The organism is Acidobacteriota bacterium, assembly GCA_012729555.1.
In the GTDB taxonomy this organism is placed as follows: Bacteria; Acidobacteriota; UBA6911; order UBA6911; family UBA6911; genus UBA6911.
This window is the reverse complement of sequence record JAAYCX010000019.1, coordinates 21,867-46,876: the sequence shown is the minus strand read 5'-3', so window position 1 is coordinate 46,876 and position 25,010 is coordinate 21,867. Positions and strand designations below refer to the sequence as shown.

The 25,010-nt window shown below is 66.8% G+C and carries 25 protein-coding genes; 15 read left to right on the top strand and 10 right to left on the bottom strand.

The window, feature by feature from the left end; genetic code table 11:
- Nucleotides 1-36 precede the first annotated feature (36 nt).
- Nucleotides 37-2,304 carry an RNA-binding transcriptional accessory protein gene (locus GXY47_05445; protein ID NLV30583.1) on the top strand — a complete coding sequence of 756 codons (2,268 nt, stop codon included), beginning with the start codon at nucleotides 37-39 and terminating at the stop codon, nucleotides 2,302-2,304.
- Nucleotides 2,305-2,310: 6 nt separating this feature from the next.
- Here GXY47_05445 and GXY47_05440 read toward each other — a convergent pair whose 3' ends face one another.
- The 8 genes from GXY47_05440 to GXY47_05405 form a co-directional block, all read right to left on the bottom strand.
- Nucleotides 2,311-3,312, bottom strand: coding sequence for a patatin-like phospholipase family protein (locus GXY47_05440; GenBank protein NLV30582.1), 1,002 nt, complete (start codon nucleotides 3,310-3,312; stop codon nucleotides 2,311-2,313).
- 14 nt (nucleotides 3,313-3,326) lie between these two features.
- Nucleotides 3,327-3,791 carry a ribonuclease HI gene (rnhA, locus tag GXY47_05435; protein ID NLV30581.1) on the bottom strand — a complete coding sequence of 155 codons (465 nt, stop codon included), beginning with the start codon at nucleotides 3,789-3,791 and terminating at the stop codon, nucleotides 3,327-3,329.
- 98 nt (nucleotides 3,792-3,889) lie between these two features.
- A complete protein-coding gene (locus GXY47_05430) occupies nucleotides 3,890-4,741 on the bottom strand; it encodes a succinate dehydrogenase iron-sulfur subunit (protein ID NLV30580.1) in 852 nt (283 codons plus the stop codon).
- A gap of 2 nt (nucleotides 4,742-4,743) precedes the next feature.
- On the bottom strand, nucleotides 4,744-5,115 hold the full coding sequence (locus GXY47_05425; GenBank protein ID NLV30579.1) for a hypothetical protein: 372 nt from the start codon (nucleotides 5,113-5,115) through the stop codon (nucleotides 4,744-4,746).
- 9 nt (nucleotides 5,116-5,124) lie between these two features.
- Nucleotides 5,125-5,559: a succinate dehydrogenase, cytochrome b556 subunit gene (gene sdhC, locus GXY47_05420; GenBank protein ID NLV30578.1), complete on the bottom strand. Its 435-nt coding sequence runs from the start codon at nucleotides 5,557-5,559 to the stop codon at nucleotides 5,125-5,127.
- Nucleotides 5,560-5,583: 24 nt separating this feature from the next.
- Complete coding sequence (locus GXY47_05415; GenBank protein ID NLV30577.1) at nucleotides 5,584-7,302, bottom strand: succinate dehydrogenase/fumarate reductase flavoprotein subunit; 1,719 nt, start codon at nucleotides 7,300-7,302, stop codon at nucleotides 5,584-5,586.
- A 153-nt stretch (nucleotides 7,303-7,455) separates the two neighbouring features.
- Nucleotides 7,456-8,694 (bottom strand): pyridoxal phosphate-dependent aminotransferase, encoded by a 1,239-nt coding sequence (locus GXY47_05410; protein ID NLV30576.1) that lies wholly within the window; start codon nucleotides 8,692-8,694, stop codon nucleotides 7,456-7,458.
- Nucleotides 8,695-8,778: 84 nt separating this feature from the next.
- A complete protein-coding gene (locus GXY47_05405; GenBank protein ID NLV30575.1) occupies nucleotides 8,779-9,492 on the bottom strand; it encodes a hypothetical protein in 714 nt (237 codons plus the stop codon).
- A gap of 106 nt (nucleotides 9,493-9,598) precedes the next feature.
- Here GXY47_05405 and dusB point away from each other — a divergent pair, with 106 nt between their 5' ends.
- Nucleotides 9,599-10,675, top strand: a complete 1,077-nt coding sequence (dusB, locus tag GXY47_05400; protein NLV30574.1) for a tRNA dihydrouridine synthase DusB — start codon at nucleotides 9,599-9,601, stop codon at nucleotides 10,673-10,675.
- Here the strand turns inward: dusB and tatC are convergent.
- Both tatC and GXY47_05390 read right to left on the bottom strand, forming a co-directional pair.
- Nucleotides 10,577-11,368: a twin-arginine translocase subunit TatC gene (tatC, locus tag GXY47_05395; protein NLV30573.1), complete on the bottom strand. Its 792-nt coding sequence runs from the start codon at nucleotides 11,366-11,368 to the stop codon at nucleotides 10,577-10,579. The two genes, dusB and tatC, sit on opposite strands and share 99 nt — an antisense overlap.
- The gene (locus GXY47_05390; GenBank protein ID NLV30572.1) at nucleotides 11,361-11,690 is read right to left on the bottom strand and encodes a twin-arginine translocase subunit TatB; all 330 of its coding nucleotides are present in this window, start codon (nucleotides 11,688-11,690) and stop codon (nucleotides 11,361-11,363) included. Before GXY47_05390 ends, tatC begins: the two co-directional genes overlap by 8 nt.
- Before the next feature lie 170 nt (nucleotides 11,691-11,860).
- Between GXY47_05390 and GXY47_05385 the strand changes: the two genes are divergently transcribed.
- The 13 genes from GXY47_05385 (at nucleotide 11,861) to mnmE (ending at nucleotide 25,009) form a co-directional block, all read left to right on the top strand.
- Nucleotides 11,861-13,510 (top strand): S41 family peptidase, encoded by a 1,650-nt coding sequence (locus GXY47_05385; protein NLV30571.1) that lies wholly within the window; start codon nucleotides 11,861-11,863, stop codon nucleotides 13,508-13,510.
- A 13-nt stretch (nucleotides 13,511-13,523) separates the two neighbouring features.
- Nucleotides 13,524-15,098, top strand: coding sequence for a LysM peptidoglycan-binding domain-containing protein (locus GXY47_05380; protein NLV30570.1), 1,575 nt, complete (start codon nucleotides 13,524-13,526; stop codon nucleotides 15,096-15,098).
- A gap of 118 nt (nucleotides 15,099-15,216) precedes the next feature.
- Nucleotides 15,217-16,461 (top strand): FtsX-like permease family protein, encoded by a 1,245-nt coding sequence (locus GXY47_05375; protein ID NLV30569.1) that lies wholly within the window; start codon nucleotides 15,217-15,219, stop codon nucleotides 16,459-16,461.
- A gap of 18 nt (nucleotides 16,462-16,479) precedes the next feature.
- Nucleotides 16,480-17,715 (top strand): FtsX-like permease family protein, encoded by a 1,236-nt coding sequence (locus GXY47_05370; protein NLV30568.1) that lies wholly within the window; start codon nucleotides 16,480-16,482, stop codon nucleotides 17,713-17,715.
- Between the two features lie 135 nt (nucleotides 17,716-17,850).
- A complete protein-coding gene (locus GXY47_05365) occupies nucleotides 17,851-19,560 on the top strand; it encodes a radical SAM protein (GenBank protein NLV30567.1) in 1,710 nt (569 codons plus the stop codon).
- A gap of 89 nt (nucleotides 19,561-19,649) precedes the next feature.
- Nucleotides 19,650-19,814 carry a hypothetical protein gene (locus GXY47_05360; protein ID NLV30566.1) on the top strand — a complete coding sequence of 55 codons (165 nt, stop codon included), beginning with the start codon at nucleotides 19,650-19,652 and terminating at the stop codon, nucleotides 19,812-19,814.
- The gene (locus GXY47_05355; protein NLV30565.1) at nucleotides 19,811-20,470 is read left to right on the top strand and encodes a lysophospholipid acyltransferase family protein; all 660 of its coding nucleotides are present in this window, start codon (nucleotides 19,811-19,813) and stop codon (nucleotides 20,468-20,470) included. The genes GXY47_05360 and GXY47_05355 overlap by 4 nt, the downstream gene beginning before the upstream one ends.
- 118 nt (nucleotides 20,471-20,588) lie before the next feature.
- Nucleotides 20,589-20,729: a 50S ribosomal protein L34 gene (gene rpmH / locus GXY47_05350; protein ID NLV30564.1), complete on the top strand. Its 141-nt coding sequence runs from the start codon at nucleotides 20,589-20,591 to the stop codon at nucleotides 20,727-20,729.
- The gene (rnpA, locus tag GXY47_05345) at nucleotides 20,722-21,096 is read left to right on the top strand and encodes a ribonuclease P protein component (GenBank protein NLV30563.1); all 375 of its coding nucleotides are present in this window, start codon (nucleotides 20,722-20,724) and stop codon (nucleotides 21,094-21,096) included. Before rpmH ends, rnpA begins: the two co-directional genes overlap by 8 nt.
- Nucleotides 21,093-21,341, top strand: a complete 249-nt coding sequence (gene yidD / locus GXY47_05340) for a membrane protein insertion efficiency factor YidD (protein NLV30562.1) — start codon at nucleotides 21,093-21,095, stop codon at nucleotides 21,339-21,341. Before rnpA ends, yidD begins: the two co-directional genes overlap by 4 nt.
- Nucleotides 21,342-21,387: 46 nt before the next feature.
- A complete protein-coding gene (gene yidC / locus GXY47_05335) occupies nucleotides 21,388-23,115 on the top strand; it encodes a membrane protein insertase YidC (GenBank protein NLV30561.1) in 1,728 nt (575 codons plus the stop codon).
- Entirely contained in the window at nucleotides 23,075-23,563 is a 489-nt protein-coding gene (locus tag GXY47_05330) for a hypothetical protein (GenBank protein ID NLV30560.1), read from the top strand. Before yidC ends, GXY47_05330 begins: the two co-directional genes overlap by 41 nt.
- A 66-nt stretch (nucleotides 23,564-23,629) precedes the next feature.
- On the top strand, nucleotides 23,630-25,009 hold the full coding sequence (mnmE, locus tag GXY47_05325; protein ID NLV30559.1) for a tRNA uridine-5-carboxymethylaminomethyl(34) synthesis GTPase MnmE: 1,380 nt from the start codon (nucleotides 23,630-23,632) through the stop codon (nucleotides 25,007-25,009).
- Nucleotide 25,010: the final 1 nt, after the last annotated feature.

The following is a 25,010-nucleotide window of genomic DNA, read 5'->3' as shown; positions in this document are numbered from 1 at the left end:
CCATGTCCATCCATTCAAAACGGTGAATCCACGGAAATCATGAATATCGAACAGATCGTAGCAGGGGAACTCTCGCTGGGAATCGGCCAGGTGCAAAGCGCGCTCGCGCTCTTCGCCGAGGGGGGGACCGTCCCCTTCATCGCCCGGTACCGCAAGGAACGCACCGGGGAAATGAACGAGGTGCAGCTGCGCGCGCTCCTGGAGCGGCACACCTACCTCACCGAGCTCGGGGAGCGCAGGGGAACGATCCTCAAGTCGATCGAGGAGCAGGGGAAGCTCACCGAAGGGCTGAAGGCCAAAATCGAAGCCTGCATGCAGAAAACGGAGCTCGAGGACCTCTACCTCCCCTACAAGCCCAAAAGGCGGACGCGGGCCACCATCGCCAGGGAGAAGGGGCTCGAGCCGCTGGCCGCCCGGATCCGGGAGCTCAACGCTGCGGGCGCCCCGGACGCCGACCTCGAAACGGAGGCGGCCGGCTACGTGAACGGGGAGACGGGGGTCGCCTCCGCGGCGGACGCGCTCCGGGGGGCGTCCGACATCCTGGCCGAGGAGGTCTCCGAGAAGGCCGAGCTGCGCCGGCACCTGCGCGACTTCCTCGTCTCGAAAGGGGAGTTCGTCTCGAAGATCGGCGAGGACCGCCCCGCGGGCACCACCAAGTTCGAGATGTACCGCGACTACCGGGCGCGCGTCGGGGAGATCGCCCCGCACAACATGCTCGCGCTGCGGCGCGGGGAGGCCGAGGGGGTGCTCTCCTTCACCATCGAGTTCGACGCGGCGGCCGTCGCCGCGTACCTCGAGGAGAGGGAGATCCGGACGGCGGCGCCGGGGGTGCGGGAGTTCCTGCGCGCGATGCTGGCGGACGCCTTCGAGCGGCTGATGCGCGCCACCCTCGTCGGGGAGGTGCGCTACGAGAAGAAGGTGGCCGCGGACCGGGAGTCGATCCGGACCTTCGAGACCAACCTGCGCGAACTCCTCCTGGCGAGCCCGGCGGGGATGAAGCCGACCCTCGGGATCGACCCCGGGTTCCGGACCGGGTGCAAGGTCGCGGCCGTGGACGGCACCGGCAAGCTCCTCGAACATGTCACGATCCAGCCCCACAAATCGGACCGGGAACGGGCGGAGGCGGCCCGCGTCCTCGCCGGGCTGATCCGCACCCACGCCATCGAGCTCGTCGCCATCGGCAACGGGACCGCCGGGCGCGAGACGGAGGGCTTCGTCGGGGAGGTCCTCGGGGGGCTCGAAAAAAAGCCGCTCAAGGTCATGGTGAGCGAGGCGGGCGCGAGCGTCTACTCCGCGAGCGAGGCGGCGATCGAGGAGTTTCCCGATCTCGACCTGACCGTCCGGGGGGCCGTCAGCATCGCGCGCCGGCTCCAGGACCCGCTGGCGGAGCTGGTGAAGATCGACCCCAAATCGATCGGCGTCGGGCAGTACCAACACGACGTGGACCAGCGCCTGCTCCGGGAAAAGCTCAACGACACGGTGGAGAGCTGCGTCAACTACGTCGGCGTCGACCTGAACCTGGCCTCCCGGGAACTCCTCGGCTACGTCGCCGGGATATCGGGGGCCGTGGCGCGCAACATCGTCGCCTGCCGGAACGCCCGCGGGCCCTACCGCAGCCGGCAGGAGCTGCTCGAGGTGCCGCAGTTCGGCCCCAAGACCTTCGAGCAGGCGGCCGGGTTCCTCCGGATCCGCGACGGCGCCAACCCGCTCGACGGCACCGCGGTGCACCCGGAGAGCTACGTCATCGTAGAGCGGATCGCCGCGGACCTCGGCGTCCCCCTGGAAAAGGTCACGGAAGACCCCGCCGGGCTCGCCCGCCTCGACCTCGGGAAGTACGTCACCGCGGAGATCGGGGAGCCGACGCTGCGGGACATCGTCGCGGAGCTGGAAAAACCGGGACGCGACCCGCGGGCGGAATTCCGCTACGCGCGTTTCGACGAGGGGGTCCGGGAGCTCAAGGACCTCGTCCCGGGGATGGAGCTCGAGGGGGTGGTCACCAACGTGGCCAATTTCGGGGCCTTCGTCGACATCGGGGTGCACCAGGACGGGCTGGTGCACGTGTCGCAGCTCGCCGACCGGTTCGTGGACGACCCGAAGAAGGTGGTGAAGGTGGGGCAGATCGTCAAGGTGCGGGTGCTCGAGGTGAACGAGGCGCTCAAGCGGATCGCGCTCTCGATGAAGTCGCCCGGACGGGCGGGAGGGCGGCGGGAGGGGAAGGGGGCCGGGGAGAAGCGGGCCGCGGCCGGCGGGCGCCGGAACGCCTCGGTCGGGGACCTGATGGCGCGGTTCAACCGGCCCAGGTAGGGGAGCTCACCCCTCCAGGAAGCGGAGGACCTCCGCGGACCGGAGCAGGCGCCGGGCCTGCTCGCGCCCCCGCTCGAAGGTGCGGAACGCCGTCTCGTTGTCCATGCAGAGGAAGCCCGCCTCGACCCTGTGGTCCGGGCGGATGACGAGCAGGCGGTTTTCCCGCACCGCGCGGCGCACGGCGGGCTCCCCGTCCAGCCGGCGCAGCCGGGAGCTGGTCTCCCACAGCGCCCCCCCCGGGTCGCAGCAGAAGACGAGGGTCCGGTCGGCCGCCGCCCAGCGGGCGAGGGGGGCCAGGGCCGGGTCCGATTCGAAGCGGGCGAGCGGCATCTTGAGCGTGTACCCGCCGTCGATGAAGACGGCGCCGCGGTCCCCCGGGCAGTCCCCCTGGCCGAGGTCCCCGGGCGCGAGCGGGAGGCCCATGGCCACCGGGATCAGGCAGGAGGCCTCGATGACGCGGTGGTAGTTCCCCCGCGCGAGAGGGCGGACCCCTTCCGACCGGAGCTCCGGGGGGAGGGGGTGGGCGAAGATGACGGGGTCTTCCGCGTACCCGGAGGGGAGGTACTTCCACCCCGCGGGAAGCTTGCGCATGGCGGCCTTCAGGAAGAAGCGGAGCCGGTCGGCGCGCCCGAAGGGGCGGCCGTCGAGGCGGCGGACCCTGGTGGTGAAGATCAGGAGCCGGAGCGGGGGGTCGGCGTCGAAGACTCCCTCGAGCTCCCGCTCGGCCATCACGTACCGCGTCGACGCGGCCAGGAGGGCGCGGAAGCGGCCGTACTTCGGCCCGCGCCGCGCCGGGGTGCCCCAGTGACGCCACCCCTTCATCACCGTCTCCTCGGTCCCGGTGGCCACGTCGGCCGCGGCGTAGCCGCCGACGGAGGCTCCCATGGCGGCGCGGGGGTAGCGGCCGTGGAGGCGGCACCAGCGCATGAACTCGTAGAGGACCCCCCCCTGCCAGGCGCCGCGCCCGGCCCCCCCGGAATCGAGGATCCAGCGATAGGTCGTCTCCATGGTCCGGGACCTCCCTAGGACGGGGAGCGCTCGTACCCCTCGTCCACGCCGAGGTCGGGCGCGTCGGCCGCGGCGGTCGCCAGCCGGTCGCAGCGCTCGTTCTCGGGATGGCCCGCGTGCCCGCGCACCCAGAGGAACTCGACCCGGTGGACGCGGCAGAGCTCCAGCAGGCGCTCCCAGAGGTCGGGGTTGACCGCCTTCTCCCGGCTGTTGCGCTTCCAGCCGGCGGCGCGCCAGCGGGCGGCCCACCCCTTCTCGATCGCGTTGACGAGGTACTGGCTGTCGCTGTAGAGGCGGACGCGGCACGGTTCCTTCAGGGCCTCCAGGCCCGCGATGGCGGCCAGGATTTCCATCCGGTTGTTGGTCGTCAGCCGGAAGCCGCCCGAAAGCTCCCGGCGGCGGGACTCGTAGAGGAGCACCACGCCGTAGCCCCCCGGGCCGGGATTGCGGCGGCAGGCCCCGTCGGTAAAGATCTCCACCTGTCTGGTCACCCGTCGCCTCCCAAAGAAAAACGGCCGACCGGCGGGTCGGCCGCGTGCGAAAAGGGAACGCGGGCCCCGGGGGGCCCGCGCGGCCGCTACGATTCCCGGGCCACGGTGGGCTCGGGGGGCTTGGGGATCTCCTTTTCGGAGACCCAGTTTTCGACCGGCGCCGTCACCGGCGCGCCCGGCTTGTCCTTGCACAACCCCATCGATTTCAGGAAGGCCGCCTGCTTGGCGAGCTGGATGGCCATCGCCGGGTCGACCCCCTTGGGGCAGACCTGGGAACAGGCGCCGGCGAAGTGGCAGCGGTAGACGCCGTGCTTGGAATAGACCTCCTCGGAATGCTCCTCGGTCCCCTCGTCCCGGGTGTCGGCGAGGTAGCGCCATCCCTGGGTCAGGGCCTGGGGCCCGGTGTAGTCTTCCGAGGTCGCCACCGTGGGGCAGGCGGACAGGCAGAGGCCGCACTTGATGCAGTAGGCGAACTGGATGTAGTTCACCAGCTCCTCCGAGGACTGGAAGTACTCCCGGGTCGGGCTGTTCTGCTCGATCCGGTCCCGGCGGATGAGGTAGGGCTTGACCGACCGGTGCCGGTCGAACAGGCTCTCCAGGTCGGGGACCAGGTCGCGGATGATGTCGAAATTGGGGAGCGGCTTGATGACGACCCGGTCCGAGTGCAGGTGCGTGATCTGGTTGGTGCAGGCCAGGCGCGGCAGCCCGTTGATGAACATGCCGCAGGAACCGCAGATCCCCATGCGGCACGAGGAGCGCCAGGTGAGCGTGGGGTCCTCGTGCTCCTTGATCCAGTGCAGCCCGTCCAGCACCGTCATCCCCTTGTGGAGCGGGACGGTGAATTCCTGAAGATGGGGGGTTCCCCCCTTTTCAGGGTCGTAGCGCAGCACTTCGAAGATGATGGTCTTGATTTTGCCCGATTCAGTGGATGTGCTCATGGTTAGACTCCCTTCATCTGAAACACCCGCACGGCGACATAGGTTCCGTACAGGAACAGGGCAAAACCGGCGGCGGTGCAGAGCCTCCCGATCGCTTTCTGGAGCGTCTTCGAGAGGGAAAGTTCACACAGAATGCTGCGGAAACCGTACAGACCGTGAAAGAGCGCGGTTCCCAGCAGGGCGATGTAGGTGATCATGAAGAAGAACTGCCGGCTGCGCTCGAAGACCTCGGCCGAGGCGGTGGGGTGCGTGGAGCCGAGCCCGAGAGCCTCCATGAGGGTGCCCATGTGCATGATGCCCATGTGCAGGCCGAGCAGGAACAGTATCACCACGGCAGTCAGAATGTGCCAGAACCATAGTCTGGATTCACGCATGGTTCCCTCCTATTTCGTCAAGAATAAGAAATCCGCGCCGGCGAACAGGACCAGGACCGCGGTGATCACCATGGCGACGACCAGGACGGGCCTCTGCCGGATGACCGAGTGGCTGTAAGGGTACGACGGGAGCCCCGGCTTTCCGACCAGCAGGCCGAGTTCGACCAGCACCAGCCGGATGCCGTTGACCGCGTGGTAGAGAAAGGCCAGGAAGACCAGGAACTCGCCGAGCCTGAAGAGCGGGTTCTCGAAGAAGCGCATGGCGCTTTCCCAGGCCTCGGGGCCGTCGACGCGGGTGCCGGTGACGAAGATGTGCATCAGGAAATAGGCCAGGATGCCCAGGCCGGTCAGGCGGTGAAGCGCGTAGGCGTAACGGTCGGCGCCGTAACGGCCTCCGCCGAGCCAGCCCCATAATCCAAGGTTGTTCTTGTATCGGTGTTGCATAGGTGCTCCTCTGTCCTTGAAATATTAATATTTCCGTTCGACGGGCTTCCAGGTGTTGATCGTCACCGGCTTGTAATCGAGCCTCGGGCCCTGGTCGGTATGAAACGCCAGCGTGTGCTTGAGCCAGTTGGCGTCGTCGCGCTGCGGGAAGTCGCGGCGGGCGTGGGCGCCGCGCGATTCCGTGCGCGTGAGGGCCCCCAGCAGCGTCACCTCGGCCAGATCGAGCAGGTTGGCGAGCTCCAGCGCGTGGTACAGGTTGGTGTTGTAGACGGAGTTCTTGTCCTGGATGCTGATGTTCCGGTACCGGCCGCGCAGCGACCGGATCTTTTCCAGCCCCTTGCTCATCAGGGCCTCGGTGCGGAAGACCCCGGCGTGGGCGTCCATGCAGGTGCGCAGCTCCCGGCGGATTTCGTACAGGTTCTCCTTGCCGCTTTGCGACATCAGTTCCTCGTAGATGCGCTTGTATTCGGCCTGCACCCTGGCTTCGGGAACGGGGGCCGCCGCGCTCACTTCCGCGCAGTAGCGGCCGGTTTCCGCGCCAGCGATCCTGCCCCAGACCAGGCATTCGGCCGTGGAGTTGGAGCCCAGGCGGTTGGCGCCGTGCAGGCTGACGCAGGCGGCTTCGCCCGCGGCCCAGATCCCCTTGACCCGGGTGGCTCCCTTGATGTCGGTCTCGATCCCCCCCATGGAATAGTGGGCGACCGGGCGGCAGGGGATCGGTTCCTCGATCGGGTCGAGGTCGTTGAACTCGATGCAGACCTCGCGGATGAGGGGGAGCTGTTCGTTGATCCGCTTCGCCCCCAGGTGCCGCAGGTCGAGGTGGATGTAGTCGAGCCCGTCCGGCCCCTCGAACCCGTGCCCCTCCTCGATCTCGATCATCTCGGAGCGGGAGATCAGGTCGCGCGGTCCCAGCTCCACCTTGGCGGGCGCGTACTTGTGCATGAAGCGCTCCCCCTTGTTGTTGACCAGGTAGCCCCCTTCCCCGCGGCAGGCCTCGGTGATGAGGATGCCCGAGGGGACCAGGCCGGTGGGGTGGAACTGGAGGAACTCCATGTCTTCGAGGGGTATGCCGGCGCGGTAGGCCAGCGCCATGCCGTCGCCCGTGACCGTCTGCGAGTAGGTGGTGAAACCGAAAAGGGTGCCGCCGCCGCCGCTGGCCACGATGAGGGCCTTGCCGCGCATGACCTTGAACTTCCCCGTGGTCATGTCGATGGCCGTGAGTCCCGCGAAAGCGTTGTCCTCGATCAGGATCGAGGTGATGAAGTGTTCGTTGTAGTGCTTCACGCGCGGAAACCGGTTGACCGTGTCGTACAGCGTCTGCATTTCGAAGAAGCCGGTCTTGTCCTGCGCGAGCACGGCGCGGGGGTAGCTGTGCCCCCCGAAGGGGCGCTGGGCGATGCGGCCGTCCGAACGGCGGGTCCAGGGGATTCCCCAATGGTCCAGCTGGAGGATCTCGCCCGGTATGGAGCGCACGAACAGGTCCACGACGTCCTGGTCGGCCAGGAAATCGCTTCCCAGGACCGTATCCCAGGCGTGCAGCTGGAGGCTGTCGCCGTCCTCGGGACGGAGGACCGCGGCGGTGCCCCCTTCCGCGGCCACGGAATGCGCCCGCATCAGCTGGTTTTTGGAAATGAGCGCGATATCGATATTGCCCTGTGTCACGCGCGACGCCTCGATGGCTGCGCGCAGGCCGGCTAATCCCGCCCCGAGAATGATGAGGTCATGAGTCTGAACATCGGCCATACGACGGCCCCTCCTATCCATTCGATAAATGTTAAGGTCTAACGCTTCCTGGGATTGCGTACTTCGTGCCGCAATCGGGTTCCGGAAAGACCGCGCCCGGGATTCTGCTGCAAAATCGTGCGGCAAGGAAGCGGGGAGCGCCGGGTTTCCGGTTTAAGGGTACTGCTGCTGATACCGCGCGAGCCCGGCGGCCAGCGCGGCGACCGCCTCCTCGATCTCGGCGCTCCGGAGAACGTAGGCGATGCGGGCCTTGTCCCTCCCGCGGTCGTTCTGCATGTAAAACCCGGCCGCCGGCGCGATGAAGGTGGTGGCCCCGCGGTGGGAAAAGCCGTCCAGCAGAAAGGCGGCGAAATGGTCGGCGTCGCGCACCGGAAGCTGGACCAGGGTGTAAAAGGCCCCCCGGGGCTTGTGGATCGCCACGCCCGGTATCCGCTTCACCTCCCGGTAAAGGGTGTCGCGGCGGGAAAGGAACTCGAGCCGCATGTTTTCCAGGTAGTCGTCCCCGATCCGCTCCAACATGTAGGCCGCGGCGAACTGCTCTATGGTGGGAGCCGCCAGCCGCGCCTGGAGGATCTTCAGGACCGCCGCCAGGATCGATTCGTTGGCCGTGATCAGGCAGCCCACGCGCGCCCCGCAGAGGCTGAAGCGCTTCGACAGGCTGTCGACGACGATGACGCGGTCGCTTCGCGGCGCCAGGTGGAGCATGCTCAGGGGCTGGAGATCGTCGTAGACGAACTCGCGGTACGTTTCGTCGACCACGAAAAAGAGATTGTGCTCCTCGCACAGGCCGAACAGGAATTCGAGATTCTGCCGGTCGTAGACGGTCCCGGTGGGGTTGTTCGGGTTGCAGAGGAGGATCGCGCGCGTCCGCGGCGTGATCGAGCGTTCGATCCGGTCCCGGTCGGGGAGCGCGAAATCGTGCTCCATGTCGCTCAGAACGGGGACCAGGGTGACGCCCGCGATCGAGGCGAAACCGAGGTAGTTGGCGTAGGTGGGGTCGAAGATGAGGATCTCGTCCCCGGGGTCGCAGCAGGTCATGAACAGAAAGACCAGCGCTTCGCTCGCGCCCACGGTGATCAGGAACTGCTCGGGGGCGGTCCGGAGGTCCAGGGTCCGGTTGGCGTAGGCGGACCAGGCGGCCCGCAGCGCCTCGTTCCCCTGCGACTGCTCGTAGGAGACGACCTTCTGGTCGTACGCCCTGAGCCCCTCCAGGAATTCCCCGGGGGATTCGATGTCCGGCTGCCCGATGTTCAGGTGGTACACCCGGGTCCCCGCCGCCTTGGCCCGGTTGGCCAGGTGGGCCAGTTTCCGGATCGGAGACGGCGGCGTCAGCCGGGCCCGGTTGGATATCGGGATCGATGTAGTTGGAGCCTCGGTCACTGCTTTTTCCATACCCCCACGCCCTGAAATGCAAGTAAAACCCTAAAGACTAATCCTTTCCGCGGCGAGGTTCAAGCCGTAAAGAAAGGAGGGGGTTCAGAGCAGGGCGCCGACCTGCACCGTCAGGATGTGGCAGAGCTCGAAAAAGCGGCAGAAGCCGTTGCGCTCCTTCAGCGCCGGGTCCGCGGCCCGGTCCTCCTCCCGGAAGCGGGTGGCGACCTGGTCGATCCGGTCCCTGAGCCCCGGGTCGGTGGCCAGGGCGAGGAGCTGGGTCATCTCCACCATGCGGTAGAGGGCGCCGAGCAGCCGTTCCCGGTCCGAACGGGCCGCCCGCATCCCCTCGGCGAAGCGCCGCTCCACTTGCCGGATCGGGTCCGTCAGCTCCCCGGCGCCGTCGGCGGCGATGGTGACGAGCCCGAGCAGGGGGAAACAGGCGCCGAGCGCGGCGGCCACGCGCCCGTCGGGCCCCGCCGATTCCACTTCCGCCCGCACCCGGGCGTCCACCGCGGCGATCAGCCCCCTGGCTTCGGGGTCCTCCCCCGTCAGCTGGTGGCCCAGGGTGTTGAGGGCGTTGTAGAGGGAAAAGGCCGCGTTCAGCATGCGGTCGGGGTGCGTGCGGGCCTCGAGGCGCCCCTGCGCGAAAATGGCCGCACGCCGGTCGATCAGCGCGCGGTAGCGCTCCCGGGGGTCGAGGATGCGGGCCAGGGCGGTGAGGATCTCGAACGCGTGGTGGGCGGCGACGAGGGCCTGTGCCGCGGCGTCCCCCTCGTGGTCCGCGTACTGCTCGAGGTAACGGCGCCAGATTTCCATCAGCGGGAGACTCGGGTCGTGTTGTGCGGGAGGGTGGGTCATATTCCGGTCCGGGCCGCAGTTCGCGGGCAAGGGTCGATTGTAGCACTGATATAATGATTCTCCCATGTTCAAGATCAAGGATGTCATCGTCGACCCCCCCTTCGTCCTGGCGCCCGTGGCCGGCCACACCGATTCCGTCTTCCGGCGGGCGGTCAAGGGCCTGGGGGGGTGCGGGCTGGTGGTTTCGGAACTGGCCAGCACCGAGGGGATGACGCGCGGGCAGGGGCGGACGGACCACATCACCCGTTTCGGCGAGGAGGAACGCCCGGTCGCCATCCAGATCTTCGGCGCGGACCCCGCGCGGATGGCCGAGTCGGCCGCCATGGTCGAGGCGATGGGGGCCGACATCGTCGATATCAACTGCGGGTGCCCGGTCAAAAAGGTGGTGCGCCAGGGGGGGGGGAGCCGGCTGCTCCGGGACCTCCCGCTCCTGGAGAGGATCTTCCGGGCGGTGAGGGACGACATCCGGATCCCGCTGACGGTGAAGATCCGCTCGGGGTGGGACCACGACTCCATCAACGCGCTGGAGGTGCTGCGGCTCGCGGAGGATTGCGGGGTGGACGCCCTGGCCATCCACGGGCGCACCCGCTCCGATTTCTTTTCGGGGAGGGCCGACTGGGGGGTGATCGCCGAGGTCAAGGCCCGGGCCCGCATCCCCGTCATGGGGAACGGGGACGTGTTCACTCCCGGGGACGCCGCGCGCATGCTGCGGGAGACCGGGGTCGACGGCGTCATGATAGGGCGCGGGGTCCTGTCGAACCCCTGGCTGATCCGGCAGTGCCGGGACCACATGACCTCGGGTGAGGCGAAAACGGTGAGTCTCAGGGAGCGGATGGAGTTCATGTCCGCCTTCCTGGGGCGCGTGTGCGCGGAGGTCCCCCCCCCCGTGGCCCTGGGCAGGATCAAGAAAGCGGGGGGGTACCTTTCCAAGGGGTTGCCCGGGGGCTCCCGGCTCAGGGGGGAGATGCACGCGGCGCGCACCACGGCGGAGTTCTTCGCGGCCCTGGAGGGCCATTTTGCCGCACTGGAGGCCGCGGGGGGCCTAGACCAGCCCTTTACGCCTCCGGCGCCAGCCGAACAGGGCGGCCACCCCGATGCTGATGAGGTAGAGGACGACCATCGGGGCCGACCACCAGAATAGGTTCAGCGCGTCCCCGGTGGGGGAGATGACGGCCGCCAGCGCCACGATCGCCACCATGGCGTAGTTGAATTTCTTCCAGAGGAACCGGGCCGAGACGAGGCCGAACATCGACAGGAAGGCGGCCAGCACCGGCATCTCGAAGATGAGGCCGAACCCCAGGAGCATCATGTTGGTGAAATCGAGGTACTCGTTGATCCGGATCATCGGGGTGAAGGAGGCCCCCAGGTTCACCAGGAAATCGAACGCGGTGGGGAGGACCACGAGATAGCAGAAGGTGGCGCCCGAAAGAAAGAGGAGGATCGAGAAGAAGAGGAAGGGGAGGACGTAGCTTTTCTCCTTCCGGTAGAGTCCGGGCGCGATGAACTTCCATACCTCGTAGAGCGTCAGCGGCAGGGTCAGGAAGATGCCGGCCAGGAGGGCCACCTTCATGTACAGGGTGAAGGGGTCCGTGGGGTTGGTGTAGGCCAGCTTGGTCCCCTCGGGAAGCGACTGGGTGATGGGGACCGCGAGGAAATCGTAGATCCGCCTGGCGAAAAACCAGCTGACGATGAAGCCGACGCCGAGATAGATGGCGATATGGACCAGCCGCTTGCGCAGCTCGTCGAGGTGGTCCAGGAAAGACATCTTCCCCGACTCCTGCTCCGATTCGGGGTCTTCGGCTTCGGGCTTCCGCTCCGCGGTGGGGTCACTCATCGGTTTTCTTGGGTTCGGTGTCTTGGGAGCCGGTGTCTTGGGAGCCGGTGTTTTGGGGATCGGGTTCGAGGGATTTGTTGAGGTCTTCGATGACCTCGCCCGGGTTGATGGTGCTTTCCCGGATCACCTTGGCCATCTCTTCCTTTTCCTTGTCGAGATTGACCTCGTCCTCCCACGTCTGCCTGAGCTCGTTGGAGGCGCGCTTGAACTCCGCCAGGCCCTTCCCGATCGTCTTGCCCAGCTCGGGAAGCTTTCTGGGGCCGAACACGATGAGTGCAAGAATGAAAATGATGACTATTTCCTGCATTCCGAGAGAACCCATAAGTCACCCTCTTTCCCCGCACATTGATGTAGGGAGTCTAGATTAGGGCTTGTTCGAAGTCAAGATGGGGCGGCCGGGCCGCCGCCGGAGCCGGAGCTCTAGCGCTTGTGCCGGCCGGCGGGCGCGTGCTATACTCGTCAGCGAATGTTCCGCATGGGAGCCAACCCTTTATGAAACATGGATTTGCCATCCTCCTGATATCGGTAGTGGCGGTGTTTTCGCTCATGGGCGGCCTGCTGGGAGACCCTATGTTCAGCCGATCGGCGGCCGACGCCTCCACCCCCCCTAACGAATTTCTCGCGAATTTCACCGAGGCGCTGGAGGTCATCGAGCAGAACTACGTGGACCCGGTCGGTTCCGACAAGCTGGTCTACAGTTCCATCAAGGGGATGCTCCGGAGGCTCGACCCCCACTCCAGTTTCCTCGATCCCAAGGAGTTCGCGCGGTTGCGCGAGGACCAGCACAGCCGCTACTACGGCCTCGGGATCCGGGTCCGGCCCCTGCTTCGGGACCAGGGGCGGCACGTCATCGTGGAGCCGCCCGCCATCGGCACCCCAGCGGAGAAGAAGGGGCTCAGGGCCGGGGACGTCATCACCCGCATCGGGGGGGAGCCGATCGACGACTGGACCTCGGACGAGGTCGTCGGCCACCTGAAGGGGCCCCGCGGCACCACCGTGGACATCACGATCGAGCGCCCGGGGGTCCGGGAACCGATCGAAGTGACGATCGAGCGGGACGAGATCCCGATGGTGACGGTCCCGTACGCCTTCGAGCTGAAACCGGGGATCGGCTACATCAAGATCGACCGCTTTTCGGAGTCCACCGCCGAGGAGCTGGGGGAAAAACTGGAGCTGTTCGGGGACCTGTCGGGCCTCGTCCTGGACCTGCGCGACAACCCGGGCGGGCTGCTCAACCAGGCGATCGCCGTGTCGGACTACTTCCTCCCCCGCGGGGAGCTGATCGTCTCCACCAGGGGGCGTGCGGGCGGCTCCACCAAGTCCTACGCCGCCCCCGGCGAGGAGAAGGTCCGGGTGCCCCTGGTGGTGCTGATCAACCGCCACAGCGCCAGCGCCTCCGAAATCGTGTCGGGCGCCCTGCAGGACCACGACCGCGCCCTCATCGTCGGGGAGACCAGCTTCGGCAAGGGGCTGGTCCAGTCGGTGTTCACCCTCGACAACGACACCGGGATGGCGCTGACCACGGCGAAGTACTACACCCCGAGCGGCAGGCTGATCCAGCGCGATTATTCCGGGTCCAGCCTCGAATACTACTATATCGAGGGGGAACTGGAACCCCCCGCGCCCGACCGGGAGAGCGAGGTCTACTCCACCGACGGCAAACGCAAGGTCTACGGCGGGGGGGGGATCACCCCCGATATCACGGAGGCGGCGCGCGAGCTCAACCGGTTCGAGATGCTGCTGGCGAGCAAGGACGTCTTCTTCCAGTACGCCCGGCGCCTGACCTCGGGCGAGGTCCCCTTCGCCGGCGAGTTCCAGCGCCTGGCGCGCAACGGGAGTCCGGCGGCTTCGCAGGGGAAGGGGCTGCCCGATTTCCAGGTCACGGGGGACGTCCTCGCCGATTTCCGGCAGTTCCTGCAGGACCGGAGCGTCGAATTTTCGGATGAAGATATCACCGGAAATGTCGATTTCATAAAGAGGCGCATCCGGCAGGAAGTCTTCACCTCCGCTCTCGGGATCCAGGAGGGCTACAAGATCGGGGTCCAGGGGGACAACCAGGTGCTGAAGGCGCTCGACGTGATGCCGGAAGCGAAATCGCTCATGACTTCGGGGCGGATCGATCCGCCCGTGCTCCCTCGCTGACAGTATTGGGATCATGAAAAGGTTCTCGCCCGGATTCGGCATAGTCACCCTCTGTTGCCTCCTCCTCCCCGCCTGGGGGGCGGCCGGACCCCCGTCCGCGGCCGACACGGGGGCAGGCGCGCTGATCCAGGCCTCCAGGGAGCTTCTGCTCGAAGGGGAAACCCTCATCCGCGCCGGCGACCCCGAGGGTGCCCGGGAGCATTTCGACCGGGCGGTCGACATGCTGCTCGATTCGGAGTGGGACCTCACGGCCCACCCGGAGATTGCCGCCTACTTCCAGGACCTCATCGGGGAGATCAAGGAGGCGGAATCGCGCTACCTCTACGTTTCCGTGGAATTCGACGAAGAGGCGGAAAGCGTCGAGGAGTACGGCGACCTGGACCTGGGGGCGATGACGGACGACCCGGTTCTGCGGGAGGCCCTGACGGCCAGCATCGCCGAGCACAGGTACGACATCCCGATCGCGGTCAACGAGCTGGTGATCCACTCGATCCAGCACTGGCTCCAGCGGGGGCGGAAGCCGTTCGAGGAGGGGCTGGTCCGGAGCGGGCAGTACCGGGAGATGATCGAAACGATCTTCGGCGAGGAGGGGATCCCCCTCGATCTGATCAACCTGGCGCAGGTCGAGAGCCATTTCAAGGCGCATGCCCTCTCCAGGACGCGGGCCAGGGGGATCTGGCAGTTCATGGAGGGGACGGCCGTCCGGTACGGCCTGAAGGTCAACCGCTACGTCGACGAACGCTCCGACCCGGAAAAGGCGACCCGGGCGGCGGCCCGGTACCTGAAGGACCTCTACGCCATGTTCGGGGACTGGAACCTCGCGCTGGCCGGCTACAACTGGGGGGAGGGGAAGGTCAAGCGCCTGATCGAGAGCACCGGGATCCGGGACTTCTGGGAGCTCGCGAAGCTCGACCGAAAACTCCCGAAGGAGACCCGCAACCACATCCCCCTGATCCACGCCAGCGTCATCCTGGCGCGCAACGCCGAAAAATACGGGCTCCCGGTCGAGCTCTCCCCCCCGCTGCGCTATCAGAAGGTGGGCGTTTCCAAGCCGATCGACCTGCGGGCGGCGGCGAGGGCGCTCGAGGTCACCTTCGACGAGCTCCGGCGGCTGAACCCCTCCCTGAAGGGGGTGACCACCCCTCCCGACTATCCCGGCTTCGAGCTCCGGGTGCCGGAGGAGACGGTCGCGGACGCGGGGACGAGGATCGCCGCCCTCCCCAGGGCCAGGGTCGACCAGGGGCACCGGGTGCGCCGGGGGGAGACCCTGTCGGCCATCGCCCGGCGGTACAAGACGACGGTCCATGAGTTGATGCAGGCCAACAACCTCCGCTCCGCCAACCGGATCAGGGAGGGGCAGATGCTCCGGGTCCCGTCGGACGGGTCCGGGGGAGGGGAGGAGGCGTCGGCCGCTTCCGGCGGGGAACGCCGCCACCGGGTGCGCCGGGGCGAGACCCTCTCGGGGATCGCGGTGCGCTACGGCACCACGGTCCAGGCCCTGATGCAGGCCAACAACCTCTCCTCCCGGAGCATGATCCGGGCCGGGGCCTGGCTCCGGGTGCCCCCCGCCCGGCGCTCCCGCGGATAATCCCCCCTATTAAGGATATCGGAGAACATTTCCTCGCCCGCCGGCGTATTAAGGAGAGTGCCCCGCCGCGTCCCGGGCGGGGAGGGAAACGGAGGTTATCGATTTGCCGGACGGAGGGATGAAAAGGCGCGTGTCCGCCATGACCTGGGAGGCGTTCCGCATCGCGCTCGACTCGATCTGGAACCACAAGCTCCGGTCGGTGCTGACGCTGCTCGGGATCATCATCGGCGTCGCCAGCGTGGTGACCGTGGGGGGCGCCATCGGCGGGCTGGGGGCGTACATTTCCGAACGCCTCTCCGCCTCCTTCGCCAGCAACACCTTCATCGTTTCGCGCTTCGCCCGGGTGAACGTCTCCGCGGAGGAGTTCGAGAAGCTCATCAAGCGGAACAAGAACATCTACCCCGAAGACATGCGGGCGGTCGAGGAGCGGTGCGAGGAGTGCGAGGCGATCTCCCCCGTGATCCGCGGGAGCGACGACGCCAGGAGGGGGGCCAGGATCTTTTACGAGGCGAGCGTTTCGGGCGTCAACGCCGACATGCCCCGGATCCAGACCCTGGACCTCGAGGAGGGGCGCTTCATCTCCAGTTTCGACGTGGCCCACGCCCGTCCCTATGCCGTGATCGGGTCGGCGGTCCGGGAGGAGCTCTTCGGCGCCGCCGAGGCGGTGGGGAAGGAGTTCAAGCTGGGGGGGGACAATTTCACCGTCATCGGGGTGGAAGTCGAAAACGGCAACATGATGGGGCAGTCGCTCGACAACAACGTCTACGTCCCCTACACCGCCTTCCTGAAAAAATACGGCCTGCACCGCTCCATCCAGTTCCGCGTCCGGGCCCCGTCGGAAGCCGCCATGGAATCGACGCAGGACGGGGTCCGCCAGATCCTGAGGGCCCGGCACAAGCTCCGGCCCAGCCGCGAGGACGACTTCGACATCCTCGCCAGCGGCGCCGTTCAGGACATGGTCGGGCAGCTGACGGGCGCCATCGCCATGGTGGTGACGCCCATAACCCTGATCTCGCTCGTGGTGGGGGGGATCGTGGTCATGAACATCATGCTGGTCACCGTCACCGAGCGGACGGTCGAGATCGGGACGCGCAAGGCCGTGGGCGCCCGGCAGAGCGATATCCTGCTGCAGTTCCTGGTCGAGTCCGCCCTGCTCGCCTCCATCGGGGGCGTCATCGGCATCCTCCTCTCCTACGGGCTAGGCGTCATCGTGGAGGCGGCCAGCCCGATCCCCATGCACATCACCTTGGGATACATCCTCATCGCCATCTTCACCTCGGGCGGGGTGGGAGTGATTTCGGGCCTGTATCCCGCCTACAAGGCCTCCAAGCTCGACCCGATCGTGGCGCTTACGAAAAGTTAGGACTGCGGGCATACGGCAATGATCGAATATCGCGAAAACCTGGCCATGGCCTTCGACACGCTGCTGGCCCACAAATTCCGCTCTTTCCTCACGGTGCTCGGGATCGTCGTGGGGGTGCTCACCGTCATCGTCATCGCCTCCATCCTCACGGGGATGCGCCAGAGCGTGGTCTCGCAGATCGAGGACCTGGGGACCAACAACATCTTCGCCTTTCACATGAATACGGGGGTCCAGGTGGGGCGCCGCTCCCGGGAGGAGATGCTGCGCAAGCCCCTCAGCCTGGCCGACGCGGCGGCGGTCCGGGAGCAGTGCCCGTCGGTCCACGATGTGAGCTGGCGCCTGGTCCCCTTCGGGACCCGCATCCAGGCCCAGTACCAGGGGAGCACGCTGCGCAACGCCGAATTCCTCGGGGTTTCGGCCAACTACGGCGCGGTGGCCAACGTCAAGGTGGAAAACGGCCGCTTCTTCTCCGATTCCGAGGAGCGGCACCGCGTGCCCGTGGCCGTCCTGGGGCCCGACGCGGCCGAGGCGATGTTCAGCTACTCCGACCCGGTCGGGAAGCAGATCCTGGTGATGGGGCACCCGCACACGGTCATCGGGGTCACCGAGAAGAGCAAGTCGAGCTTTCTGAGCGAAGGCTCCGACAACATCGTCATCCTCCCCTACGGGTCGATGCGGAAGATGATGCCGTGGGAGGACAAGCACATCCTCTTCATCCAGGCCGAGTCGGGGCGGCGGTCGGAAGCCCTGGACGAGGTGGAAAGCCTCCTGAGGCGCCGGCGGGGGGTCGGGCCGCGGGAGGAGAACGATTTCGACCTCACCACCGCGGACCGGGTCATCACCCAGCTCGATTCGATCACCGGGGTGATCGGGCTGGTCGCCATCGCCATTTCCAGCGTCGGCCTCCTCGTCGGCGGCATCGGCGTGATGAACATCATGCTGGTCTCGGTGACCGAGCGCACGCGCGAGATCGGGGTGCGCAAGGCGATCGGGGCGACCCGGCGCGACATCGTCCTCCAGTTCCTGTTCGAAGCGATGACACTGACCGGGATCGGGGGGGTCTTCGGCATCCTCCTGGCCGTGGCCGTCAGCTACCTCATCGTCCTCCTCGTCCCGGCGCTCCCGGCCGTCATCCCCCTCTGGGCCGTCGTTGCGGGCCTGGTGGTCTCCATCGGGATCGGGCTGGTCTTCGGCGTCTGGCCCGCGCGCAAGGCGGCGCAACTCGATCCCATCGAGGCGCTCCGCTACGAATAGGCGTTTACATCGGGGGCGGATTCCAGTACGCTTTCAGGTCGACTGGATTCGCAGTCAGGGAATAGTCTACTCTTTCCGCGGTTTTCCTCGCCTGTTTGAAAAAGTCACCCAAACGAGTACGGAAGGGAATATTTGATGACGCGACTTTTGTTATGTGGAGTTTACAAGCCTTACGGGGTGCAGGATGACACCGGCGAGGCCCTCTGCACCATGGAACTGCTCAACAACCAGGTGACGCGGGAACAGGGGATCCATTCCCCCCGCTCCTCCAATCCCAGCTTCGGCCTCTACCTGCTGGCCGAAAACCTGAACCTTCCGGTGACGGTGCTCGACTTCCCCTCCTGGGAAGAGTTCACGCGCGAAATCGACACGGGCGGCTACACCCACGTGGGGATCTCCTTCATCGTCCCGAACGTGCTGAAGGCGCGGCGCATGGCCGAATATATCCGCACTGCCGCCCCGCGGGCGAAGATCCTCATCGGCGGGCACGGCACGGCCGTGCCTCACATCGAGGAACTGATCGACTGCGACGAGATCTGCCACGGGGAAGGGGTGGTCTGGCTGCGGCAATATTTCGGGGAGGAGACCGACCGCCCCATCGTGCACCCCGTGGTCCAGTCGGCCGTCAACAGCTACGTCTACGGCGCCCCGCTCCACGGGAAGGCCGGGATCCTCATTCCGGGAGTGGGGTGCGAGAATTCCTGCCGCTTCTGCTCCACCTCGCACAAATTCGACCGCAAATACACCCCCTTCCTCGCCACGGGCGAGGAGGTGTTCGAGGCCTGCCGGAAAGCGGAACAGGAGCTGGGGGTGGACGACTTCGGCGTGATGGACGAGAATTTCTGCAAGGACCCGGTGCGCGCGCGCGAGCTTCTGGCGGAAATGGAGAGGAACGGGAAAGCGTACAGTTTCAGCATTTTTTCCTCCGCCGAGACCCTTGCGGCTCTCGGGATCGACTTTCTGGTCCGGCTCGGGGTCAATTTCATCTGGATCGGGGTCGAGAGCAAGGCCAACCTGTTCGAAAAGACGCGGGGGATCGACCTGCACCGGCTGATCGCCGAGCTGCAGGACCACGGGATCAGCGTGCTGGCTTCCTCGATCCTCTTTCTCGAGCATCATGACAAGAAGACGATCCACGAGGACATCGACTGGGCCCTCAGCCTCCGGTCGGACTTCTCGCAGTTCATGGAACTCGGCCCCACCCCGGGGACGCAGCTGTACCGCGACTACGAGGAGGCGGGGAAGCTGCTGGCGGATATCCCCTGGCCCAAGAAGCACGGCCAGGACGAGATCTGGTTCCGCCACCCGGAATTCACCCTTCCCGAATCGGCCCGCTACCTCAAGGACGCCTTCGTCCGCAAATACGAGGAGCAGGGGCCGGGAGTGCTCGCCATGGCGCACACGGCGGTGAAAGGATACCTCAGCCTGCGGGCCGAGATCGAGGAGCGGGAGAAGAAGGGACTCGTCTGGGACCCCGGCACCCTGCGCTACGTCGAGGGGCAGGCGCCGGCGCGCGACCCCTTCATGCGCCTCCGGCTGGAGTGCGTGAAGAAGACGGCGCTCCTTTTCCGCCCCGCGCTGGGTACCATGATGCGGTACTCCCCCAACGAGCAGGCAGAGACCAAGTGCCGCAGGGTGATGGGCCTGTACCGGGAGGCGTTCGGTCCCATGTCGCTCACCGACCGGCTCAAGGCGGTGGCGGTGCGGGTGTGCGCCCTGCGTGAAAGCCGCCGGATCCGCAAGGAGGGCGGGGTCATGCGCCAGCCGCCGACCCGCCGCGTGGTCTACCCCGAGCGGGAGGCCGCGGCGCTGCGGCCGGAGCGGCGCGAGGCCAGGATCGCCTGATTCCGTCCGAAAAAGGGTTAAATTCCCCGCTGGATTGGCTTAAGCTGGTAGCCAACGAGCGGCCCTTCGGGGCCGGAAAGGGAAAACCCATGCAGGAAGCTCTCTCCCGCCCTCTCCCCCGCAGGGACTTTCTCAAGCTCCTGGGGCCCGGGCTGTACATCCTCGCCTCCGCCGCCGCCCTGTCCGACGCCGCCGGGGTCCGGATCCGCCGGCTCCCGCTCACGCCCGAAAGGGTGCGCGCGGCGCTCGCATGACGGACTGGATCAGGGTGGGCGCCGTCGCCTGGCTCGGGCGGTGCGTCATCGGCCTCATCGGCCGCACGCTGCGGTGGGACGTCGCCGGCTGGGAAAAGCTCGAGGCGGTGCACGGCGCCGGGAAGAGGTGGATCCTCGCCTTCTGGCACGGGCGGTTGTTCCTGGCTTCCTGGTATTTCCGGGGCCGCGGCATCGCGGTGATGACGAGCCGCAACCGGGACGGGGAATATATCGCGCACGTGATCCGCCGGCTCGGCTACAGGCCGGCGCGCGGGTCGAGTTCCGCGGGGGGGCACGGGGCCGCCCGGGAGATGCTGCGCATTCTGCGGCAGGGGGGGGACGTGGGGTTCGCCATCGACGGCCCGCGCGGTCCCCGCCACGTGGCCAAGGCGGGGGCCGCCTACCTGGCGTGGAAGAGCGGGAACCCCGTCATCCCTTTCGGGATTTCGGTCGAGAGGAAGTGGACGCTCCGGAGCTGGGACCGGTTCGAGATCCCGAAGCCCTTTTCGCGCGCGGTGCTCCTCGTCGGGGACCCGATCCCGGTCGAGCGGGGGGCTGCCGGGGAACTCGACGCCTGCCGGGCCAGGATCCAGGAGGCGCTCGACGAACTGCGCCTCCGGGGGGACGGCTGGTGGGCGGGCATCGGGAAAAAGTGAGAAAAGCGGGCGCGGGAGGGGGCGGGGAGCATGGTTGCCCTTGCTTTTTTCCTCCGCAGTTTCTATGATTTAAGCTTTTGATTCGAGGCTAAGGCCGTAATCTGGAGAAAGTGGCACCATGAAAAGGACGTACCAACCCAATAACAGCAAGCGCAAGAAGACCCACGGTTTCAGGGAACGCATGTCGACCAAGGGGGGAAGGCTGGTGCTGAAGCGCAGGCGCGCCAAGGGGCGTAAAAGGCTTACAGTGAGTGGATAAGGCGACGCGTGAGGCATTCCCGCATCATGTCCGAATCGTTCGGACCTCGGACTACCGGGCGATCTACAGGACGGGCAGGAAGCTGCATAGCGGAAGGTTTGTGCTTTTCTGCCGCGAAAACACCCTCGGGCACCCGCGACTCGGAATCACCGCGTCGGGGAAGGTCGGAGGCGCCGTTGTCCGGAATCGCATAAAGCGCTTGTTCAGAGAGATCTTTCGAAGATCTTTCCACCAAATCCCAAGCCAGTTAGATATTGTCGTCAATGCCAAATCGGGGTGTGTCGGGGTGGATTACGACACCCTGCGCACGGAGTTTCTGGCCGCGGTGAGGAAAGTCTGCCGCCAGGGCGGGCAGGAGACGCCATGACGGGATCGGGCCTCGGGCGAAGGATCGGGGACGGCATCGGGGGGGGAGTGATTTTTGCGCTGGGGGTGTACAAGCGCTTCGTTTCCCCCTGGCTGCCGCATGCCTGTCGCTTCGAACCGACCTGTTCCGTATACATGATGCAGGCTATCGGGAAACGGGGGCTCCTGAGGGGGGGCTGGCTCGGGATCCGGAGACTGCTGCGTTGCCATCCGTTCTGCGCGGGAGGGGTGGACCCCGTTCCGTAGGCCAGACCAGAAAGGGGGACCGGGGTACGCCCCCGTCCGGTAAATTATGGAAAAAAGAGCCATCGTAGCCATTGGATTATCGATCGTGGTCTTCGTCCTCTTCTCCCACTTTCAGCGGGAGAGGATGGCGGAGCGCGGTGGGGCGGCCGGGATCGAAAGCGCGGGGACGCGGACGGAAACGCCCGCTCCGGCGGGGACCCCGTCCCCGGCGGGCGGGGCGGGCGGGATCCCCGAAGCCGCCGCCGCGGAGACGGAGGCGCCGGCCGCGCTTGCGGCCGGGGCGGAAGACACCCGGGCCGAGGCGCGGAAGATCACGGTGATGGGCAACCTCTACACCGCCGTCATCGACAACCGGGGCGGGGTGCTCTCGAGCTGGGAGCTGAACAAATACCGCTCCGAGCAGCAGAAGGTGTTCGAGATGATCGCTCCCGCGCGCGGGGGGGAGACGGGCCCGCGGCCCGGGGCTCTCCTGTTCGGGGACGCGGAGCTGACGGCGGCCGCGAACGAGGGGCTGTACGAAGTCAGCGTCGAGGGGGGGGAGCTCGGGGCCGGGGTGCTCGCGCCCCCCGCCACCGTGCGGCTTCTCCTGCGGCGGGGGGACCTCGTCATCGCAAAGACCTATACCTTCGACCGGGAAAACTTCCTGGTCGATCTTGCGATCGAGAGCACGAAGGGGGGGGCGCCGCTGCCGGGCCGGTATTTCCTCGGAAAGGATATCGGGCCGGAGCAGGAGCACATCAGCAGCCGCATGGCCAAGCTCGAGGCCATCTACTATTCCGACGGCAAGGCCCGGCGCGAGGGGCCGCCCAAGAGCGAGAGCGAGGTCGCGAAGATCGAGGGGGATATCCGCTGGGTCGGGCTCGACATGCAGTATTTCAGCATGATCGCCATCCCCGACGGGCCGCTCGGTCATTTCAACCTCCGCAAGCAAGCGGTCAAGACGAAGGCCCTCGACGGGGATACGGTCGACCGGGACCTGCTCGAAGTCACCCTCCCTACGACGGGGAGCGAGCGCTACCAGCTCTTTATCGGTCCCAAGGACCAGGAGCACCTCAAGGCGGTCCGTTCGGGCGACATCACCGGCGTTATCAACTACGGGATGTTCTCCTTCCTCGTCTACCCGCTGCTGGCCGCGCTCCAGTGGATCCACCAGTTCGTGCACAACTACGGGTGGGCCATCGTCATCCTGACCCTGCTGCTGTCGCTGCTGCTCTTCCCCTTCCGCCTCAAGCAGATGGTGTCGATGAAGAGGATGCAGGCGGTCCAGCCCAAGGTGAAGGCGATCCAGGAGAAATACCGCCGGTACAAGAAGACCGACCCGAAGCGGGCGGAGATGAACCAGGAGATCATGGCGCTCTACAAGGAGCATAACGTCAACCCGCTGGGGGGATGCCTCCCGCTCCTGCTGCAGTTCCCGCTCCTGTTCGCCTTCTACGCGCTGCTGGCCTACTCGATCGAGCTGCGCCAGGCGCCCTTCATCTGGTGGATCCACGACCTGTCGCTCAAGGACCCCTACTACGTGCTCCCCATCGTCATGGGGATCACCTCGTTCATTTCGCAGAAGCTGACGCCGATGACGCCCGGGGCCGACCCGATGCAGGCGAAGATGATGATGATCATGCCCGTCATCTTTACGGTCATGTTCCTGAATTTTTCGAGCGGCTTGAACCTGTATTTCCTCTGCAGTAATATCTTCCAGGTTTTATTTCAGAAAATAGCCGAGAGGTGGATGGGTGACGGAACGACAGCGAAGCCCGCAAAGGCCAGGGCGTAAGGGCGCGTCCCTTGCGGAAATCGAATCCTTCTTCCTGACGCTGGTGGAGCATTCCGGGCTCGACCTGGACGCCGGCGTCCGGGAAGAGGACGGGGTCATCCACATCAACCTGACGGGGCCCGACCGGACCTACCTCCTGGCCGGCGGCGCGGCGCTCCTGAACTCGACCGAATACCTCCTCAACCGGATCTTTCCGGGTGCGGGGGCGGAGGCGCCCGGGATCATCCTCGATTCGGACGATTACCGCAAGCACCGGGAGATCGAACTCCGGCTCCTGGCGCGGATGGCTTCCGAGAAGGTGGTCGCCTCCCGCAAGCCCCTCACCCTGCAGCCGATGACGCCCCGGGAAAGAAGGATCGTGCACCTGGCCCTCGCCGAAACCCCGGGGGTGCGGAGCGAGAGCCAGGGGGACGGGGACAACCGCTCGGTCACCCTGTACCCTGCCTGAAGAATTCGGGGACCGGGACCCCGGCGCTGCACTATAATGCCTCGGGGAACCGCCGGTCTCTCGAACATGGAAAATCTCAGGGATACCATCTGCGCCTTGTCCACCCCGCCGGGACACTCCGGGATCGCGGTGGTGCGCCTTTCGGGGGAGCGGAGTTTCGAGCTCGCCGGAAAGGTCTTCGTCCCGTACGGCCACGAGGGCCCGGCGCCACCCCGCACGGCCCGGCTCGGGAGGATCCTCGACTCCCTGGGCGCGGAAATCGACGAGGCCCTCGTCCTGCGCTTCCCCGCCCCGAACTCCTATACCGGGGAGGAGATGGTCGAATTTTCCACCCACGGGAGCCCCGTCATCGCCGCGGCCCTCCTCGACGCCCTGTGCAGCCGGGGAGCGCGCCTGGCCGGGCCGGGGGAATTCACCCTGCGCGCCTTCGTGAACGGGAAGATGAACCTGGCCGAGGCGGAAGCGGTGGCCGACCTGATCGGGGCCCAGACCCTGCTGCAGGCGGAGACGGCGCTGCGGCAGCGCTCGGGGGAGCTCGGGCGGGAGATCGGCCCGGTCAGGGACGCCGTCGTCGACATCATCGTCGAGCTCGAGACCGCGGTGGAATTCGTCGAGGAGGACGTGCCGGCCGTTTCGCGCCGCGGGATGGCCCGGCGGCTCGAAGAGGCCCGGCGCAGGCTGGGCCGGGCGGTCGACTCCTACCGCAGGGGGAGGATCGTGCGGGAGGGTTTCACGCTTGCCGTCGTGGGCCGGCCGAACGTGGGGAAAAGCAGTCTTTTCAACGCCCTGCTCGGGCGCGACCGCTCGATCGTGGCCCGGCTCCCGGGGACGACGCGCGACCTGGTCTCCGAGTCGAGCAGCATCGGGGGGATCCCGGTCCACCTCCAGGACACGGCCGGGATCCGGCATTCGGAGGACCCCGTGGAGAAGCTCGGCATCGACCGGAGCGTCGAGGCGATCGGGGACGCGGACGCGGTAGTGCTGGTGGCCGACCGGGCGCGGGCCCCCTCGGAGGAGGACAGGCGGATGCGCGAGCGGCTCCTGGGGGTGCGCGGGGCGGTGGCGCTTAACAAGTCCGATCTGCCGGGCGCCTGGAAAACGGAGGATACCGTGGAGTTTGCGCGCGGGTGGCCGGTTTTTGAAGTCTCGGCCCTGCGGGGCGCCGGGATAGGGGAGCTGCGCGCCTGGATCGTGGATGAGATGACGGGGGGTGTGCCTCTCGGGAGGGAGGGGGTGCTCGTCACCCGGTTGCGGCAGCGGCGGCAGCTCGAGGAGGCCGCGGAGCGGCTCGGGGCGGCGGCGGAGTCGCTCGCCGGGGGGATGTCGGAGGAGTTCGCGCTCTACGACCTGCGCCGGGGGCTCGAGAGCCTGGGGGTGCTGACGGGGGAGGTCCATACCGAGGACCTCCTGGGCGAGATCTTTTCCCGGTTCTGCATCGGAAAATAGG

What these genes read in the sequence shown, in the direction of transcription:
- GXY47_05385 (NLV30571.1), top strand. Translation starts at nt 11,861, where the DNA reads ATGAAACATGGATTTGCCATCCTCCTGATATCGGTAGTGGCGGTGTTT.
- GXY47_05360 (NLV30566.1), top strand. Translation starts at nt 19,650, where the DNA reads ATGCAGGAAGCTCTCTCCCGCCCTCTCCCCCGCAGGGACTTTCTCAAG.
- tatC (NLV30573.1), bottom strand. Translation starts at nt 11,368, where the DNA reads ATGAGTGACCCCACCGCGGAGCGGAAGCCCGAAGCCGAAGACCCCGAA.
- GXY47_05380 (NLV30570.1), top strand. Translation starts at nt 13,524, where the DNA reads ATGAAAAGGTTCTCGCCCGGATTCGGCATAGTCACCCTCTGTTGCCTC.
- yidD (NLV30562.1), top strand. Translation starts at nt 21,093, where the DNA reads ATGACGGGATCGGGCCTCGGGCGAAGGATCGGGGACGGCATCGGGGGG.
- GXY47_05365 (NLV30567.1), top strand. Translation starts at nt 17,851, where the DNA reads ATGACGCGACTTTTGTTATGTGGAGTTTACAAGCCTTACGGGGTGCAG.
- GXY47_05390 (NLV30572.1), bottom strand. Translation starts at nt 11,690, where the DNA reads ATGGGTTCTCTCGGAATGCAGGAAATAGTCATCATTTTCATTCTTGCA.
- GXY47_05405 (NLV30575.1), bottom strand. Translation starts at nt 9,492, where the DNA reads ATGGAAATCTGGCGCCGTTACCTCGAGCAGTACGCGGACCACGAGGGG.
- GXY47_05440 (NLV30582.1), bottom strand. Translation starts at nt 3,312, where the DNA reads ATGGAGACGACCTATCGCTGGATCCTCGATTCCGGGGGGGCCGGGCGC.
- yidC (NLV30561.1), top strand. Translation starts at nt 21,388, where the DNA reads ATGGAAAAAAGAGCCATCGTAGCCATTGGATTATCGATCGTGGTCTTC.
- GXY47_05355 (NLV30565.1), top strand. Translation starts at nt 19,811, where the DNA reads ATGACGGACTGGATCAGGGTGGGCGCCGTCGCCTGGCTCGGGCGGTGC.
- sdhC (NLV30578.1), bottom strand. Translation starts at nt 5,559, where the DNA reads ATGCAACACCGATACAAGAACAACCTTGGATTATGGGGCTGGCTCGGC.
- GXY47_05430 (NLV30580.1), bottom strand. Translation starts at nt 4,741, where the DNA reads ATGAGCACATCCACTGAATCGGGCAAAATCAAGACCATCATCTTCGAA.
- GXY47_05410 (NLV30576.1), bottom strand. Translation starts at nt 8,694, where the DNA reads ATGGAAAAAGCAGTGACCGAGGCTCCAACTACATCGATCCCGATATCC.
- rpmH (NLV30564.1), top strand. Translation starts at nt 20,589, where the DNA reads ATGAAAAGGACGTACCAACCCAATAACAGCAAGCGCAAGAAGACCCAC.
- GXY47_05375 (NLV30569.1), top strand. Translation starts at nt 15,217, where the DNA reads ATGAAAAGGCGCGTGTCCGCCATGACCTGGGAGGCGTTCCGCATCGCG.
- mnmE (NLV30559.1), top strand. Translation starts at nt 23,630, where the DNA reads ATGGAAAATCTCAGGGATACCATCTGCGCCTTGTCCACCCCGCCGGGA.
- GXY47_05425 (NLV30579.1), bottom strand. Translation starts at nt 5,115, where the DNA reads ATGCGTGAATCCAGACTATGGTTCTGGCACATTCTGACTGCCGTGGTG.
- GXY47_05370 (NLV30568.1), top strand. Translation starts at nt 16,480, where the DNA reads ATGATCGAATATCGCGAAAACCTGGCCATGGCCTTCGACACGCTGCTG.
- dusB (NLV30574.1), top strand. Translation starts at nt 9,599, where the DNA reads ATGTTCAAGATCAAGGATGTCATCGTCGACCCCCCCTTCGTCCTGGCG.
- GXY47_05415 (NLV30577.1), bottom strand. Translation starts at nt 7,302, where the DNA reads ATGGCCGATGTTCAGACTCATGACCTCATCATTCTCGGGGCGGGATTA.